The sequence below is a fragment of the Azospirillum lipoferum 4B genome (assembly GCF_000283655.1).
Lineage (GTDB): Bacteria > Pseudomonadota > Alphaproteobacteria > Azospirillales > Azospirillaceae > Azospirillum > Azospirillum lipoferum_C.
On the sequence record NC_016624.1, the window covers coordinates 240,071 to 256,189 of the forward strand.

11 protein-coding genes are annotated in these 16,119 nt (G+C 69.6%); 7 read left to right on the forward strand and 4 right to left on the reverse strand.

Annotated elements, in window-relative coordinates; all coding sequences use genetic code 11:
* The first annotated feature begins 65 nt into the window (after positions 1-65).
* Entirely contained in the window at positions 66-329 is a 264-nt protein-coding gene (locus AZOLI_RS28150) for a hypothetical protein (protein ID WP_014250055.1), read from the forward strand.
* 34 nt (positions 330-363) lie between these two features.
* On the opposite strand, the gene AZOLI_RS28155 is transcribed toward AZOLI_RS28150, so the two are convergent.
* The 3 genes from AZOLI_RS28155 to AZOLI_RS28165 all read right to left on the reverse strand — a co-directional run bounded on the left by AZOLI_RS28155 (position 364) and on the right by AZOLI_RS28165 (position 6,513).
* Positions 364-4,173, reverse strand: coding sequence for a response regulator (locus AZOLI_RS28155; protein WP_014250056.1), 3,810 nt, complete (start codon positions 4,171-4,173; stop codon positions 364-366).
* Entirely contained in the window at positions 4,170-5,597 is a 1,428-nt protein-coding gene (locus AZOLI_RS28160; protein ID WP_014250057.1) for a sigma-54-dependent transcriptional regulator, read from the reverse strand. Before AZOLI_RS28160 ends, AZOLI_RS28155 begins: the two co-directional genes overlap by 4 nt.
* A 145-nt stretch (positions 5,598-5,742) precedes the next feature.
* Positions 5,743-6,513 carry an FCD domain-containing protein gene (locus AZOLI_RS28165; protein WP_014250058.1) on the reverse strand — a complete coding sequence of 257 codons (771 nt, stop codon included), beginning with the start codon at positions 6,511-6,513 and terminating at the stop codon, positions 5,743-5,745.
* A 306-nt stretch (positions 6,514-6,819) separates the two neighbouring features.
* Between AZOLI_RS28165 and AZOLI_RS28170 the strand changes: the two genes are divergently transcribed.
* From AZOLI_RS28170 to AZOLI_RS28190, 5 genes are all read left to right on the forward strand, one after another.
* Positions 6,820-9,711, forward strand: coding sequence for an FAD-binding and (Fe-S)-binding domain-containing protein (locus AZOLI_RS28170; protein ID WP_014250059.1), 2,892 nt, complete (start codon positions 6,820-6,822; stop codon positions 9,709-9,711).
* A 171-nt stretch (positions 9,712-9,882) separates the two neighbouring features.
* Positions 9,883-10,635 (forward strand): (Fe-S)-binding protein, encoded by a 753-nt coding sequence (locus AZOLI_RS28175; protein ID WP_014250060.1) that lies wholly within the window; start codon positions 9,883-9,885, stop codon positions 10,633-10,635.
* A complete protein-coding gene (locus AZOLI_RS28180) occupies positions 10,625-12,049 on the forward strand; it encodes a LutB/LldF family L-lactate oxidation iron-sulfur protein (RefSeq protein ID WP_014250061.1) in 1,425 nt (474 codons plus the stop codon). Before AZOLI_RS28175 ends, AZOLI_RS28180 begins: the two co-directional genes overlap by 11 nt.
* Positions 12,042-12,710, forward strand: a complete 669-nt coding sequence (locus tag AZOLI_RS28185) for a LutC/YkgG family protein (RefSeq protein WP_014250062.1) — start codon at positions 12,042-12,044, stop codon at positions 12,708-12,710. Before AZOLI_RS28180 ends, AZOLI_RS28185 begins: the two co-directional genes overlap by 8 nt.
* Positions 12,707-12,964 carry a hypothetical protein gene (locus tag AZOLI_RS28190; RefSeq protein WP_044553524.1) on the forward strand — a complete coding sequence of 86 codons (258 nt, stop codon included), beginning with the start codon at positions 12,707-12,709 and terminating at the stop codon, positions 12,962-12,964. The genes AZOLI_RS28185 and AZOLI_RS28190 overlap by 4 nt, the downstream gene beginning before the upstream one ends.
* Here AZOLI_RS28190 and AZOLI_RS28195 read toward each other — a convergent pair.
* On the reverse strand, positions 12,907-14,208 hold the full coding sequence (locus AZOLI_RS28195) for a D-amino acid dehydrogenase (RefSeq protein ID WP_014250063.1): 1,302 nt from the start codon (positions 14,206-14,208) through the stop codon (positions 12,907-12,909). The genes AZOLI_RS28190 and AZOLI_RS28195 overlap by 58 nt on opposite strands.
* Before the next feature lie 379 nt (positions 14,209-14,587).
* Between AZOLI_RS28195 and AZOLI_RS28200 the strand changes: the two genes are divergently transcribed.
* A complete protein-coding gene (locus AZOLI_RS28200) occupies positions 14,588-16,117 on the forward strand; it encodes a sigma 54-interacting transcriptional regulator (protein ID WP_014250064.1) in 1,530 nt (509 codons plus the stop codon).
* The last annotated feature ends 2 nt before the right edge of the window (positions 16,118-16,119 follow it).

Here is a 16,119-nt window from a genome sequence, read left to right on the forward strand (position 1 = left end):
GGTCAGGATCGGAACCCGCACCCGCCCGCTGTCGTTGACTCTGCCGGAAGATAGCAGAGGACATCATGACCGACACGCCCCAAACGCGCATCCCCTCCGAAGGAATGCCCCACCCTGACAAATCCCAATCGGACCAACCCGCAGCGGGCAAATCCGGTTCCGACACCCACGACGGCACCCCGGCGGGCGAACGCTCCCCGCGCGAGGACATGACCAAGACGCCCGGCGACGGCACCCTGCAGGACGCCACCCCGGCCGGCATGTCGTCGAAGGAACTGCGCGAACGGGCCGAGGACACCGACGGCTCGACCCAGCCCGGCACCGGCTGACGCCGTCCCGGCCGGCGGCGTTCCGGGGCAAGGCTCAGGCCGCCGGCTGCTCCACTCCGGTGCGCTCGCGCAAGGAACGCTCCAGACGGGCGGCTTCGCGCAGCAGCACCGGCAGGAGCTGGCCGGCCTGCACGGTGTCGCCGTTGCGGCAGATCACCTCCATCCGCCAGGCGAGATGCATGACCGCCATCCCGCCGAAACTGCCGGCAAGGCTGGACAGGTCGTGCGCCTCCCCCGCCAGCGCCCGCATATCGAGGGTGCCGGCCGGGGCCGTCCGCTCCATCGCCGACAGCCGCTCCAGCCGGCGGGATACGTCGTCGAGGAAGCTGTCGACGATCAGCGCCAGATTGTCGGCACCCACAGTCTCGACCAGATCGGCCAGCACCGCCTCGTCCAGGACCTCGCCGCCATCGCCGCCATCGCCGTCGGCATCCCCACCATTGCCGCCGGCACCATCGGCATCCGCCGCCGCATGCGCGCCATCGGCCCCGGCCTCCGCCATCCAGCGGTCCAGCGCCGCCAGCAGCCCGGCGCGGCTGATCGGCTTGGTCAGATAGTCGCTCATGCCCGCACGCAGACACAGCTCGCGCGTGCCCGGCATGGCGTCGGCGGTGAGGGCGATGATCGGCAGGCCGGCGAACCGCCCGCCGCGTGCACGGATCGCCTGCGCGGCCTCCAGCCCGTCCATGCCCGGCATCTGCACGTCCATCAGCACCAGATCGATGCCGCCGCGGCAGGCCGCCGCCATCGCCTGCTCCCCATCCTCCGCCACCTCGACGGTGTAGCCCAGCTTGCGCAGCAGGGTGGTGGCGAACAGCTGGTTGGTGCGGTTGTCCTCCGCCAGCAGGATGCGGCCGCTGCGCGCCGGCTCCTCGCTGCGGTCGGCAGGCTGCCCTTCGGCGGCCTGCCTGTCCGCCGAGGACGGCGGTACAGCCGCCTGGAACAGGCCGGTCAGGCAGCCGACAAGCGCACTCTGGCGCAATGGGCGGTTGAGGATGGCATGGGCCAACCCCTGGACCGGTCCGCAGTCGGCCCGCGCCGCCGGTCCCAGCCCGGCGATCAGCACGCGTCTTGTACCGCCCAGCATCGGATTGCCGGCAATGGCCGCCAGCAGGGCGTCGCCGCCCATGCCCGGCATGGTCTGGTCCACCAGCACCACGTCGAAGGGCCTGCCGCCGACCGCTGCGCGCGTCAGCGCCTCCAGCGCATCGGGGCCGTTGTCCACCGCCGTCGGCCGGGCACCCAGGCTGTCGAGCATCGCCGCCAGCACCCGGCGGTTCACCGCCAGATCGTCCACCACCAATGCGCGGCGCCCGGCCAACGGCTGTTCGGCCGGCGGCAGCGCCTCGTCGAGCATGGCCAGCGGCAGATCGACCACGAACCGGCTGCCGGCGCCCAGGCTGCTTTCCACCGCGATGCTGCCGCCCATCAGTTCCGACAGCTGGCGGCAGATCGCCAGCCCCAGCCCGGTTCCGCCGAACTTGCGGGTGATCGACCCGTCCACCTGCTGGAACTTGTTGAACAGGGAGGGCAGCGCCTCTGCCGGAATGCCGATGCCGGTGTCGGTCACCGTCATGCGCAGAACCAGATGCCCCTCGGTGGCGTCCAGCGCCTCCAGCTCCACGGCGACGGACCCCTGGTCGGTGAACTTCACCGCGTTGCCCACCAGATTGACCAGGATCTGCCGGATTCGCGTCGGGTCGCCCAGCAGGGTGCGGCGCAGGAACGGGTCGATGTAGAAGCCGATCTCGATCCCCTTCTCGTGGGCGCGGGGGGTCAGCAGTTCCACCACCCCCTCCACCAGATCGGCGGGGTCGAAGGGTAGCGTTTCGATGGTGACGCGGCCGGCCTCCAGCTTCGAGATGTCGAGGATGTCGTTGATGATGGTCAGCAGCGCGTTGGAGGAGCTGCGGATGGCCTGGGCGAACTGGTGCTGCTCCGCCGTCAGGGGCGTGTCGAACAGCAGCTCCGTCATGCCCATGATGCCGTTCATCGGGGTGCGGATCTCGTGGCTCATCGCCGCCAGGAATTCCGACTTCGCCTGGGTCGCCGCCTCCGCCCGGGCACGCAGGGCGTCGGCCTCCTCGCGGGCGGCGTCCAGCCCTTCGGCCAGCGCGCACATGTCGGCCGCCTGACGCTGCAGCTCCGCCTCGAAGCGCTTGCGTTCGGTGATGTCGGTGCGGGTGCACACCAGCGCCCCGCTGCTGGTGCGGTTCTCCGCCACCAGGATCCAGCGGCCGTCGGGCAGCTCCCGCTCGAAAGGCGGGCCGGGATTGCGGTGCTGCGCCAGTTCCGCCTGGATCCACGCCTCGTCGCTCGGGCCGTCCGGGTTGGCCGCGAATTCGCCGTTGGCGATCGCCGTGCGCAGGATCTCCTCGAAGGGGCGGCCGGGCGTCAGCAGCGGGGCGGTCAGCGGATGCGCGTCACGATAGCGCTGGTTGCACAGGATCAGCCGGTCGTCGGCGTCGAAATAGGCCAGCCCTTCCGGCACCGCCTCGATGGCGTCGTCCAGGGTCTGCTTGGCGAGACGGAGCTCCTCCTCCGTCATCTTGTCGCGCGTGATGTCGGTGTGGGCACCGACCATGCGCACCACCCGCCCCTCGGCATCGCGGATGTGGATGGCACGGCTCAGGATGTAGACGGTGTGGCCCTGCTTGTGGCGGAAGCGCTGCACGGCCTCGAATTTCGGGATCAGGCCGGCATTGTAGGCCCGCACCGTCTCCAGGGCGGCGATCCGGTCCTCCTCGAAGATCAGGCCGGCCCACATGTCCAGGCTGTTCTCCAGCTCGTCGTCGCGGTAGCCGAGCTGTTCCTTCCAGGTCGGGGAGAACCAGATGGCGCCGGTGTCGAGAGCCCAATCCCAGATGCCGTCCCGCGTCGCCTGGACGGTGAGGTCCAGCAGTTCGCGGTTCGACCGCAGTTCCGCCTCTTCCCGCTTGGCGTCGGTGATGTCCTGGACCACGCCCAGCAGCCCGATCGGCCGGCCGGCGGTCCCCCATTCGGCCATGCCGCGGATGAAGACGTGGCGCAGCGTGCCGTCCGGGCGGATGACCCGCGCCTCGACGGAGAAGCCCTCGCCGGTCGTCCGCGCCCGCTGAACCAGGGCGGCGAGAGTCGGCAGGTCGTCGGGGTGGTAGGCGCCGCGCGACATGTCGACGGTCGGCGGGCCGTCCTGCGGGCTCAGGCCCATGATGCGGTAGACCTCGTCCGACCAGCGGCGGGTGTCGGTGACGAAGTCGATGTACCAATGCCCGAATTGGCCGATCTCCTCGGCCAGGTTCAACAGCCGGGAGCGGTCGCGCAATTCGGCTTCCGCCTGCTGGCGCCGGGTCACCTCGCGGCGAAGCTCCAGCTCGTCCACCACCAGCCGGGCGAGCTGGGTCAGGGTTTCCGCCTCCCGCGCGTCGAACCCGCCGCGAGGGGTATCGTCGATCACGCACAGGGTGCCCAGCTTGAAGCCGTCCGCCACCAGCGGCGCGCCGGCATAGAAGCGGATGTTGGGTTCCCCGGTGACCAGCGGATTGCCGGCGAAGCGCGGGTCGTTCGTCGCGTCCGGCACCACCAGGACGCCGTCATTGAGGATGGCATGGGCGCAGAAGGCAAGGTCGCGGTGCGTCTCCTCGACGTCCAGCCCGATGCGGCTCTTGAACCACTGGCGGTTCCGGTCGATCAGCGACACCAGCGCGATGCGGGTGCCGAAGAAATGCTGGGCAAGCCGGGTGATGTTGTCGAAGCCGGACTCCGCCGGGGTGTCGAGGACGCAGTAGGACTCCAGAACCGCCAGCCGCCGCTCCTCGTCAGGGGGGAGCGCCGCCGGAACCTCGCCAGCCGCACACGGGCTCACGCGGCATTCCCCTGGGCGGCAGCCCCGTCGGCGGCGCGCCACTGCTGCAGCTTGCGGTAGATGGTGGACGGACTGATCTCCAGCATCAGGGCGGCGCGCGGCACGTCGTCGCCGCTCAGCCGCAGGGCCTTCAGGATCATCTCCTTCTCCACCTGCCACAGCGGAAGGACGGCGGCGGCGTCCTCGTCCTGCCTGCCGTCAGCCGGAGCGCCGGCGCCGGCAGCGGCGTCGGCGCCGATCCCGCCGGCCCCGGTCAGGGGCGGCAGCATCTCCAGCACCACCTGCGGTCCGTCATTCAGCACGACGACGTTGCGGAGGACATTCTGAAGCTGCCGGACGTTGCCCGGCCAGTCATGGGCGCGCAGCCGCGCCTCCACCTCGGGAGCGAAGGCGGTCAGGGACTTCCCCTCCTCCCGCGCATAATCGATCAGCAGGGAGCGGGCGATCTCGATCACGTCGTCGCCGCGGTCGCGCAGCGGCGGCAAGGCGAGCGGGATGACGTGCAGCCGGTAATAGAGATCCTCACGGAACCGGCCGGCCTGCACCTCGGCCAGCGGATCGCGGTTGGTGGCGGCGACGAACCGCACGTCCACCCGCTCCTCCCGGCCGCTTCCCACCGGACTGATGGTGCCGGTCTGGACGAAGCGCAGCAGCTTGCTCTGCAGTTCCACCGGCATTTCGCAGATCTCGTCCAGGAACAGCGTGCCGCCGTCGGCCAGCAGCGCCGCCCCCGGCCGGTCGCCCGCCGCCCCGGTGAAGGCGCCCTTCACATGGCCGAAAATCTCCGATTCCAGCAGTTCCTTCGGAATGGCGGCGCAGTTCAGCGCGATGAAGGCGCGGTCGCGGCGCGGGCTGGCGCGGTGGATGGCCTGGGCCGCCACCTCCTTGCCGGTCCCGCTCTCTCCGGTGATGAAGACGTTGGCGCGGCTGGCCGCCACGCTTTCGATGGTGCGGTAGACCGCCTGCATCTCGGACGAGCTGCCGATGAAACCGTGGAAGCGCCCGCGGTCGAGGTCCTTGCGGTATCCTTCCACCATACGCGCCAGCGTCCGCCGCTCCAGCGCGTTGCGCAGGGTCAGGTTCAGCCGGTCGGCGTTGAAGGGCTTCACGATGAAGTCGAAGGCGCCCAGCTTCATCGCCTCCACCGCCAGATCGATGGAGCCGTGGGCGGTGATGATGACCACCGACACGCTCGGGTCGCGGGCTTGCAGAGCCTGCAGCACCTCCAGCCCGTCCATGTCCGGCAGTTTCAGATCCAGGATCACCGCGTCGGGCGGCGATGCCGCCGCAGCGTCCAGCGCCTCGCGCCCGCGGGTGCAATGCACCACCTCATGGGCGTCCGCGCGCAGGAACTCGATATACAGCTTGGCGAGCGGGACCGTATCCTCGATCAGCAGGATGCGGTGCTTCTTGGCGGAGGACACGGGCGCAACACTCGGGCAATCGGTGGCGAAGGAATGTTCGTCCGCAGTGTAACCCGGCGAAAGCCCTGCCGCCAGTCGGGGCGAGCCCACCGGCATATGACCTTCGACGGAGAACTTCTGCCTGCCGCGATTCCGGATTTTCCGCTTACGCCCCGCTGTCGATCAGGTCGGTGCGCCCGATCCGCCGCAGCGAGACCTGGACGCGGGCATTATGGTCCCTGATCTCGCGCAGGGTCTGCAGCGTGAACTCCACATGGGCGTCGGCCGCCGCGCTCGCAGCATCCGCGTCGCCGGCCAGCACCGCATCGGCGATGGCCAGATGCTGCTGCAGCAGAAGCTCGCGCACCCCCGGCCGGGAATAGAGGTCGGCGCGGTTGTAGAACACGTCGTTGCGCAGCAGGTCGGACAGGGTCCGCATGATGTGCAGCATGACGACGTTGTGCGCCGCCTCGTAGACCGCCAGATGCAGGTCGGCGTCGGCCTCCGCCTCCTCCGAGCTGTCGTCCTTGCCGTGGGCGGCCTGCATGCGGGCGATGATGGCGCGAATGCCGTCGCGGTCGAGGTCGGTCGCCCGCTGTGCCGCCAGCCCGGCCGCCGCCGCCTCGATGGAGCGGCGGAACTCCAGATAGTCGAAGGACGCGTCAGGCTTGTTGCGCATCAGCGTCATCAGCGGGTCGGCGATCTGCGACAGGAAGGTCGCGACATGGGTGCCGCCGCGCCCGGTGACCAGCAGGCCGCGCTCCTCAAGCTTGGCGATGGCATCGCGCAGCGACGGGCGCGACACGTCCAGCTTCACCGCCAACTCGCGTTCGGCCAGCAGCTTTTCGCCCGGGCGAAGCGCGCCTTCCAGGATCAGCCGTTCCAGATGCTCGGCAATGGCGTCGGCCAGCTTGGCCGGTTTGATCGTCCCCTGCATTGGATGGGCGGTCCCTCGCTGCAGCTCCCGGTCCCCTTCTACCGGTGGACGGAAGATACGTCCAGTGCGGCCATCCGGAACAGGATGTTGGACACCCGGCCCACTGCGGACATCATCGCCTACCGAAGCGGATCGCTTGGCAAACGATTCAGCCATTGCACAATCTGGTAAAATCTTTTATCCAAGCTTTGCCGCATGGAAGAGTGATGTCCGCAGCCGCCGGTCCGCAAGGGAACGCCCCTGCCGCGGGGAGGACGCCGTCGCCACGCCATCCCCTCTGCATCCCCTCTGCAGGAGCAGCCGCCGATGCCGCCCGCCTCCTTGGCCAGCCCCTTGGCCGCCCCATACGACCGCGTGCTGGCCGAGCTTCAGGCCGTCATTCCCGATGCGCGGCTGGTCACCGATCCGCTGCGCACGCTGACCTACGGCACCGACGCCAGCTTCTACCGGCTGATTCCGAAGATCGTGGCGCTGGTGGAGACGGAGGAGGAGGTGGTGCAACTGCTGCGCATCACCCGCGGCCACAAGGTGCCGGTGACCTTCCGCGCCGCCGGCACCAGCCTGTCGGGGCAGGCGGTCAGCGACAGCGTCCTGGTGGTGCTGGGCGACGGCTGGCGGGGATGCAGCATCGGCGCCGCCGCGGCCACCGTCACCCTGCAGCCCGGCGTGATCGGGGCGGAGGCGAACCGGCGGCTCGCCCCGCTGGGGCGGAAGATCGGTCCCGACCCGGCTTCCATCGCCACCGCCAAGATCGGCGGCATTGCCGCCAACAATGCCAGCGGCATGTGCTGCGGCACCGCGCAGAACAGCTACCGCACGCTGGAGTCGATGCGGCTGGTGCTGGCCGACGGCACGGTTCTGGACACCGCCGACCCGGCCAGCCGCAGCCGTTTCCGTGACAGCCACGCAGCGCTGCTCGACCGGCTGGCGGATCTGGGATCCCGCACCCGCGCCGACGCGGCGCTGGCAGGCCGCATCCGCGACAAGTTCCGCATCAAGAACACCACCGGCTACAGCCTGAACGCGCTGGTCGACTATGAGGACCCTGTCGACATCCTCCAGCACCTGATGATCGGGTCGGAGGGGACGCTGGGCTTCATCTCCGCCATCACGCTGCGCACGGTGCCGGAGCATCCGCACAAGGCCAGCGCCCTGCTGTTCTTCCCCGACATCGGCGAGGCCTGCCACGCCGTGTCCTTGCTGAAGGCGGCTCCGGTCGATGCGGCGGAGCTGATGGACCGCGCCTCGCTCCGCTCCATCCAGGACAAGCCGGGCATGCCGCCGCAGATCCGTGGCTTCGGCGCCGACGTGGCGGCGGTGCTGGTGGAAACCCGCGCCGAGAGTGCCGCGGCGCTGGAGGCCAATGTGGCGGAGATCGCCGCGGTGCTGGCCGACTGCATCACCATCGGCGACACCCGCTTCACCACCGACGCCAAGGCCTGCGAAGGCTTCTGGAAGATCCGCAAGGGCCTGTTCCCGGCGGTCGGCGCCATCCGCCAGACCGGCACCACCGTCATCATCGAGGATGTCGCCTTCCCCCTGCCCCGGCTGGCCGAGGCGACGCGCGAGCTGCAGGCGCTGTTCCTCCGCCACGGCTATCACGAGGCGATCATCTTCGGCCACGCGCTGGAAGGGAACCTGCACTTCGTCTTCACCCAGGCCTTCGACACCCAGGAGGAGATCGACCGCTACCGCCGCTTCATGGACGATGTCGCGGTTCTGGTGGTCACCCGCTATGACGGCTCGCTGAAGGCGGAGCACGGCACCGGCCGCAACATGGCCCCCTTCGTCGAGATGGAATGGGGACCGCAGGCCTATGGGTTGATGAAGGAGATCAAGGACCTCTTCGACCCCGACGGGCTGCTGAACCCCGGCGTCATCCTGAACGGCGACCCCGAAGCCCATCTGAAGAACCTGAAGCCGCTGCCCCCCGCCGATCCGCTGGTCGACACCTGCATCGAATGCGGCTTCTGCGAGCCGACCTGCCCGTCCCACCGGCTGACCCTGTCGCCGCGCCAGCGCATCGTCGGCCGGCGCGAGATGGCGCGGCTGGTGGCCGCCGGCGACGACGCCCCCCGTCTGGCCGAGATCAGCGCCGCCTACGATTACCAGGGCATCGACACCTGCGCCGCCTGCGGCCTCTGCGCCACCGCCTGCCCGGTGGGGATCGAGACCGGGCTGCTGGTCAAGTCCCTGCGCGGCGAGCGGCGCGGCGCGGTGGCCCGCAAGGCCGGGGCTCTCGTCGCCGACCATATGGAGGGTACGCTGGGCCTCGCCCGCACCGGGCTGCGGCTGGCCGACCTCGCCCGACGCACGGTTGGGCATGGCGTTACCCAGGCAGCGGCCCGCATCCTGACCGGCGGCAACCTGCCGGCCCTGCCCCACAGCATGCCGACCGCCGCAAGCTTCACGCCGCGCCCCGACATCGCCACCGCCACCGCCGACGACCTGCCGACGGTGGTCTACGCCCCCAGCTGCGTCAGCCGCAGCATGGGCCCCGCCGCCGGCGATCCGCAGCAACGCCCGCTGCCCCAGGTTGTCGAGTCGGTGATGCGCAAGGCCGGCTTCCGCATCCTCTATCCGGAGGAGGCGGACGGCCAGTGCTGCGGCATGCCGCTGGAGAGCAAGGGGCTGACCGGGGCCGCCGACGCCAAGGCCGACGCCATGCTGGCGGCGCTGTCGAAGGCGAGCCGGGGCGGCCGGTATCCGGTGGTGATGGACACCAGCCCCTGCGCCCTGCGTCTCAGGAAGCGGCTGACCGACGCGGGCCTGCGCATCCTCGACGTGGCGGAATTCCTGAGCGAGTTCGCCCTGCCCCGCCTGGACATCGCGAAGACGGCCGAGCCGGTGATGCTGCACCTGACCTGCTCCACCCGCCGCATGGGTCTGGACGGCGCCTTGACCGCGGTGGCGAAGGCCTGTGCCGAGACGGTGGTGGTGCCGCCCGACGTCGGCTGCTGCGGCTTCGCCGGCGACAAGGGCTTCACCACGCCAGAACTGAACGCCCACGCCCTGCGTCACCTGCCGGCCGCGGTGCCGGAAGGCTGCGCGTCGGGCTATTCCACCAGCCGCACCTGCGAGATCGGCCTGTCCGACAAGGCGGGCGTGCCCTACCGGTCGATCGTCTATCTGGTCGACGCCTGCGCGACGGCGAAGGTGGGTGCGACGGCGGCGCGGGTGGCGGAGGTGGCTTTTTGAGCGATGATTTCTGAAAGCACCGGTTGCCCCCTCCCCAACCCTCCCCCGCCTTCGGCGGGAGAGGGAGTTAAGTGCCAAGGCGGCGGAGTTCCCTCTCCCGCAAAGCGGGGGAGGGTTAGGGAGGGGGCACCGACACCAAGCCATAAAAAGACGCCCAGCGAGGAAACGCCCATGGACCACCAGCCCCCCAAACCCACCCGCGTCTATTACTTCGGCACCTGCCTCGTCGACCTGTTCTTCCCCGACGCCGGCATGGCGGGGATCGAGCTGTTGCAGTCCCAGGGCCTGACCGTCGTCTTTCCCCAGGGCCAAAGCTGCTGCGGCCAGCCCGCCTACAACTCCGGCTATCGCGCCGAGTCGCTGAAGGTCGCCCGTGCCCAGCTGGACCTGTTCCCCGGAGACGACCCCATCGTCGTGCCGTCGGGCTCCTGCGCCGGCATGATGAAGAAGCACTGGCCCGACCTGTTCCGCGGCGAACCGGACGAGGCCAAGGCGGTACAGGTCGCGGCCCGCGTCTGGGAGCTGACGCAGTTCCTGGTCCATGTCCTCGACGTCCAGCTCACCGACAAGGGCGAGCCGCTGCGCGTCACCTGGCACGCCTCCTGCCATGCCCAGCGCGAAATGGGCGTGGTGGAGGAGCCGAAGGCCCTGCTGCGCCAGCTTGCCAATGTCGAGCTGGTGGAGCTGAAGCGGGAGAAGGAATGCTGCGGCTTCGGCGGCACCTTCGCCGTGCGCCATCCGGAGATCTCCGCCGCGATGGTCGGCGACAAGGTGGCGGACATCGAGAGCACCGGCGCCGCCCGCGTGGTGTCGGGCGACTGCGGCTGCCTGCTGAACATCTCCGGCGCGCTGGAGGCCGGCGCCAAGGCCGCGCGCGGCCAGCACATCGCCCAGTTCCTGAAGGAGCGCATCCATGGACGGTAACGCACCGGATTTCGCCGCCGCCTCGCGCGCGGCGCTGGCCGACCCGCAGCTGCGCGGCAATTTCCGCCGCGCCATGGACGGGCTGATGACCAAGCGCGCCGCGCAATTCGCGGACGCGGGCGAATGGCATGCCGTGCGGGCGCTCGCCGCCTCGGTCCGGCTGCGCGCGCTCTCCAAACTGCCGGAACTGCTGGAAAAGCTGGAGGAGAACTGCACCCGCAACGGCATCACCGTCCACTGGGCCGCCACGACGGATGAGGCCAACGCCATCGCGCTCGACATCCTGCACAAGGTGAACGCCAAGCTGGTGGTCAAGGGCAAGTCGATGGTGACGGAGGAGATGCACCTGAACGCCGTTCTGGAAAAGGACGGCATCGAGGTGCTGGAAAGCGACCTCGGCGAATACATCGTGCAGCTCGACGGCACCATGCCGTCGCACATCATCATGCCGGCGATCCATTTGAACACCAAACAGATCGCCCATCTGTTCAAGCGCAAGATCAAGGACGCCGAAAGCCGCGAGGATGCGGCCTATCTGACCGACCTCGCCCGCCGGGTGCTGCGCGCCAAGTTCCAGGCCGCCGATGTCGGCATGTCCGGCGTCAACGCCGCGGTGGCGGAGACCGGCACCCTCTGCCTGATCGAGAATGAGGGCAACGGCCGCATGTGCACTACGGTGCCCCCGGTCCACATCGCCTTCATGGGGCTGGAGAAGGTGGTTGAAAAGCTGGAGGACGTGCCGCCGGTCATCAGCCTGCTGCCGCGCTCCGCCACCGGCCAGCCGATCACCACCTACGTCAACATGATCTCCGGCCCGCGCAAGCCTGGCGAGAAGGACGGCCCGCGCGAGGTGCATCTGGTCATCCTCGACAATGGCCGCTCCGGCATCTACGCCGACCCGGAACTGCGCGACACCCTGCGCTGCATCCGCTGCGGCGCCTGCATGAACCATTGCCCGGTCTACACCAAGGTCGGCGGCCATGCCTATGAGGCGCCCTATCCCGGCCCCATCGGCAAGATCCTGGTGCCGCAGATCGAGGGCTTGGCCAAGCGCGGAGCCATGCCCCACGCCTGCACCATGTGCAACGCCTGCGTCGAGATCTGCCCGGTGAAGATCCCCATCGTCGAGATCATGGGCCGGCTGCGGGTGGAGGCGGTGAAGCCCGGCGGTGCGGTGAAGGACGGCGGCGCCAAGGCCAGCCGGGCGGAAGCGATGGTGTGGAGCGGCTGGGCGGCGATGAACGCCTCCCCCCCCGCCTACCGCATCGCGACCGCGGCGATGGGCAAACTCGGCAATGCGACGCCCTCGTCGCTGCCCATACTGAAGGAGTGGACGAACGTCCGCACCAAGCCGCGCTTCGCCGGCCGCACCCTGCACGACCTCGCCCGCGCCAAGGGGATTCCCGATGTCTGACGCCCGCAACTCGATCCTGACGAAGCTGCGCACCACCCGCGACGCCCACCCGCTGACCCCGCCCCCGTCGGATTTCGCGCCGATCGAGGCGAAGCACTGGCCGCCCGAGGAGCGCCTGCCCCGCATCCGCCGCCTGATGGAGGCGGTGCACACGGAGTTCATCGAGGCGACCGAGGCCGATTGGCCGGCGGTGCTGCGCGAGTTCCTGGCGCGGGAGGGCGTGGGCTCGCTGCTCTACGCGCCGGCGACGGAGGCGGGAAAGCGGCTGGTCGAGGGATGGGAGGGAGAAATCGCGACCCCCACCCTCATCCCCTACGACCGCCCGCTCGAAGACCTCAAGCCCCAGCTGTTCGGCTCCATCGACGCCAGCCTGACCACCACCCGCGGCGCCATCGCCGAGACCGGCAGCCTGATCCTGTGGCCCACGGCGGACGAACCGCGCACCCTCTCGCTGATCCCGCACATCCACATCGCGCTGCTGCGCACCGACGCCCTCTATGACACCTTCCTGCAGACCATGCGCGAGCAGCGCTGGGCGGACGGCATGCCGACCAACGCGCTGCTGATCTCCGGTCCCAGCAAGACCGCCGACATCGAACAGACGCTGGCCTACGGCGTCCATGGCCCGAAGCGGCTGGTCGTCCTGGTGGTCCAGCCATGACCGCCCGCCCGGCAAACGAGCCGGCAACCCGGCTCTACGAGGCGATCCTGCATCTCAGGCGCCTTGGCCACCGGGTGGAGAAATGCGAAGGGCGGCGCGGGCGACATCGGCTGGATGGGGCCGAAATCGCCGACGCCGCCCTGCTCGAGCTGGCGATGACCCGCGTCCGCCGCGCGGTGCGGGTGCCGTATTCAGGTCAGGCCGGACGCACCGCCGCCGGGCGCGACACCGCCACCGACGGCTTGCGGCCGTAGCGCTCGACGCTGAGGCCTTCCATGTCGATCTCGGTCCGACGGCCGCTGACCACGTCGGCCAGCACGCGGGCCGAGCCGGCGGACATCGTCCAGCCCAACGTGCCGTGGCCGGTGTTGAGATACAGGTTGCGGATGTCGGTCGGCCCCAGGATCGGCGTGCCGTCCGGGGTGTTCGGGCGCAGGCCGGTCCAGAACTCCGCCTTCGACAGGTCGCCGCCCTTCGGGAACAGGTCGCTGACCACATGGTCCAGCGGCCCGCGGCGGCTTTCGCGCAAGCTCAGGTCGAAGCCGGACAGCTCCGCCGTGCCGCCGACGCGGATGCGGTCGCCCAGGCGGGTGACGGCGATCTTGTGCGTCTCGTCCATCACCGTCGATTCCGGGGCATGGGCGGCGTCGGTGATCGGCAGGGTCAGCGAATAGCCCTTCACCGGATAGACCGGCAGGTCGATGCCCAGCGGCTTCACCAGCTTCGGCGAATAGCTGCCCATGGCGACGATGTAGCTGTCGGCGGTCAGCGTGCCCTGGTCGGTCTGCACGCCGGTGATCTTGCGCCCGTCGTTCTCCAGCCCGCGGATGGAGACGCCATAGCGGAACTCCACCCCGCGCTTGGCGGCATAGGCGGCCAGCTTGTTGGTGAACTGGAAGCAGTCGCCGGTCTCGTCGCCCGGCAGGTGCAGCGCGCCGACCAGCTTGTCCTTCACATGGGCCAGAGCCGGCTCGACCGAGGTCAGGCCGTCGCGGTCGAACAGGCTGAAGGGAACGCCGTAGCGCTCCAGCACCGCCATGTCGTAACCGGCGGCGTCCATCTGCTTCTGGGTGCGGAAGACCTGCAGCGTGCCCTGGGTGCGCTCGTCATAGGTGATGCCGGTCTCGGCGCGCAGAGCCTTCAGGCAGTCGCGGCTGTATTCGGCGACGCGGACCATGCGGCTCTTGTTCAGCTGGTAGCTCGCCTCGTTGGCGTTGGCCAGCAGCTTCAGGCACCAGGACCACATGGCCGGGTCCAGCTTCGGCCGGATCACCAGCGGCGAATGCTTCATCAGCATCCATTTGGCGGCCTTCAGCATCAGCCCCGGCGCCGCCCAGGGAGCGGAATAGCCCGGCGACACCTCGCCCGCGTTGGCGTAGCTGGTCTCCAGCGCCGGGCCGGCCTGACGGTCGATGACGGTCACCTCATGCCCGGCGCGCGCCAGATAATAGGCGGTGGTGACACCGATGACGCCGCTGCCCAGAACGATCACGCGCATGAGACTGGCTCCCAAGGGGATGGATGACTTCACTTGGGGTCATTGGTTCGCAAAGGGCGTGCCAATGGCGGAAATGGCGGATTTGCTGCGGTGCGGGAGGAGTGGTGGGGTGGTGGGTGTATGCAGATGTTTACAGGGGAAGGGGATTGAGGGGAGGAGGTGTGTTGAGGATCAGGGGGTTGGAGTGGTGTAAAGATTTTGATACGGTGTAATGAATTGTGTACAGTGGTTGCCGGATGCCCCCACCCTAACCCTCCCCCGCTGGGCGGGAGAGGGAACTGCCGCCGCTCTCCCGGCTAAGCACCTGCCCCCTCCCCCGCCCAGCGGGGGAGGGTTGGGGTGGGGGCAAGAGTCTGCCATTCCAGAAGCCCCCACCCCCATGCGCATCGAAGTCACCTTCACCGACCGTGTCGGCATCGCCCATGAGATCCTCGCCGTGCTGGCGCTGCGCCGGCTCAACGTCGTCGGCGTCGAGGTCGATCCGCCGCTGATCCACATCGACGCCCCCGGCCTCGATCCGGCGGCACTGCCCGCCCTGTCGGACGCGCTGCGACGCATTGCCGGCGTGCAGGCGGTGGCCGCCATCGACATGCTGCCCGGCACGCGGCGGCGCCTGCATCTGGACGCCCTGCTCGCCGCCCTGCCCGATCCGGTTCTGGCGGTTGACCGTGAGGCCCGCGTCGTGGTGGCGAGCGCCGCCGCCGCGCAGGTCGCCGGGTTGCCGGAATCGCGGCTGGCCGGCCCCGACCTCGGCGACCTGTTCGGCGAACCCGGTCTGACGCGTGAACTGGCCGACGGCGGCTTCCGCATGTCGGGTCGCGAGGTGACGCTGAACGGCCAGCCCTTCCTGCTGGAGGTGACGCCCATCGTCGATGTCGAGGCGGCGGGCGCCGTCATCACCCTGTTCACCCCGTCGCGGCTGGGCGAGCGTCTCAATGCGATCCAGAATTTCGACGAAGGCGGCTTTGACCGCATCCTCGGCGAATCGCCGCCGGTGCGGGCGCTGAAGGCGCGCGCCGCCCGCGTCGCCGCGATGGAGGCGCCGCTGCTGATCCTGGGCGAGACCGGCACCGGCAAGGAGCTGATCGCCCATGCCTGCCACCGCGCCAGCCCGCGCCGTGACAAGCCGTTCCTGGCGCTGAACTGCGCCGCCGTACCGGAAAATCTGGCGGAGAGCGAGCTGTTCGGCTACGCCCCCGGCTCCTTCACCGGGGCGCAGCGTGGCGGCAAGCCCGGCCTGCTGGAACTGGCCCATGGCGGCACCGTCTTCCTCGACGAGATCGGCGAGATGTCGGCCTATCTCCAGGCCAAGCTGCTGCGCTTCCTCAATGACGGCAGCTTCCGCCGGGTGGGCGGCGAGCGCGAGCAGAAGGTGGACGTCCGCGTCATCAGCGCCACCCATCGCTCGCTGGAGGCGATGGTTACCGACCACAGTTTCCGCGAAGATCTGTTCTATCGCCTGAACGTGCTGACGCTGAGCGTGCCGCCGTTGCGGGAGCGCGGACAGGACATCCTGCTGCTGGCCCGCCATTTCATCGCCCGCGCCGCGGCGCAGGCCCGCCGTCCGCCCGGCCGGCTTACCCCGGCGGCAGCGGCGGCACTGCTCGCCAACCGCTGGCCCGGCAATGTCCGCCAGTTGGAGAACGTCATCTTCCGCGCCGTGACCATGAGCGACGGCGGCACGCTGGATGCCGCGAATCTGGAGCTGGCCGGGGCCGGCATGCAGTCGGCAGAGGTGCCGGCAGAGGATGCCGAAAGCTGGGAGGAGGCGGTGGACGGCTTCGAACGGTCGCTGCTGCGCCGGCTCTATCCGCGCTTCCCCTCCAGCCGCAAGCTGGCGGCGCGGCTGAACACCTCGCACACCATGATCGCCAACAAGCTGCGGAAGTACGGCATTCCGGAGCGGTGACG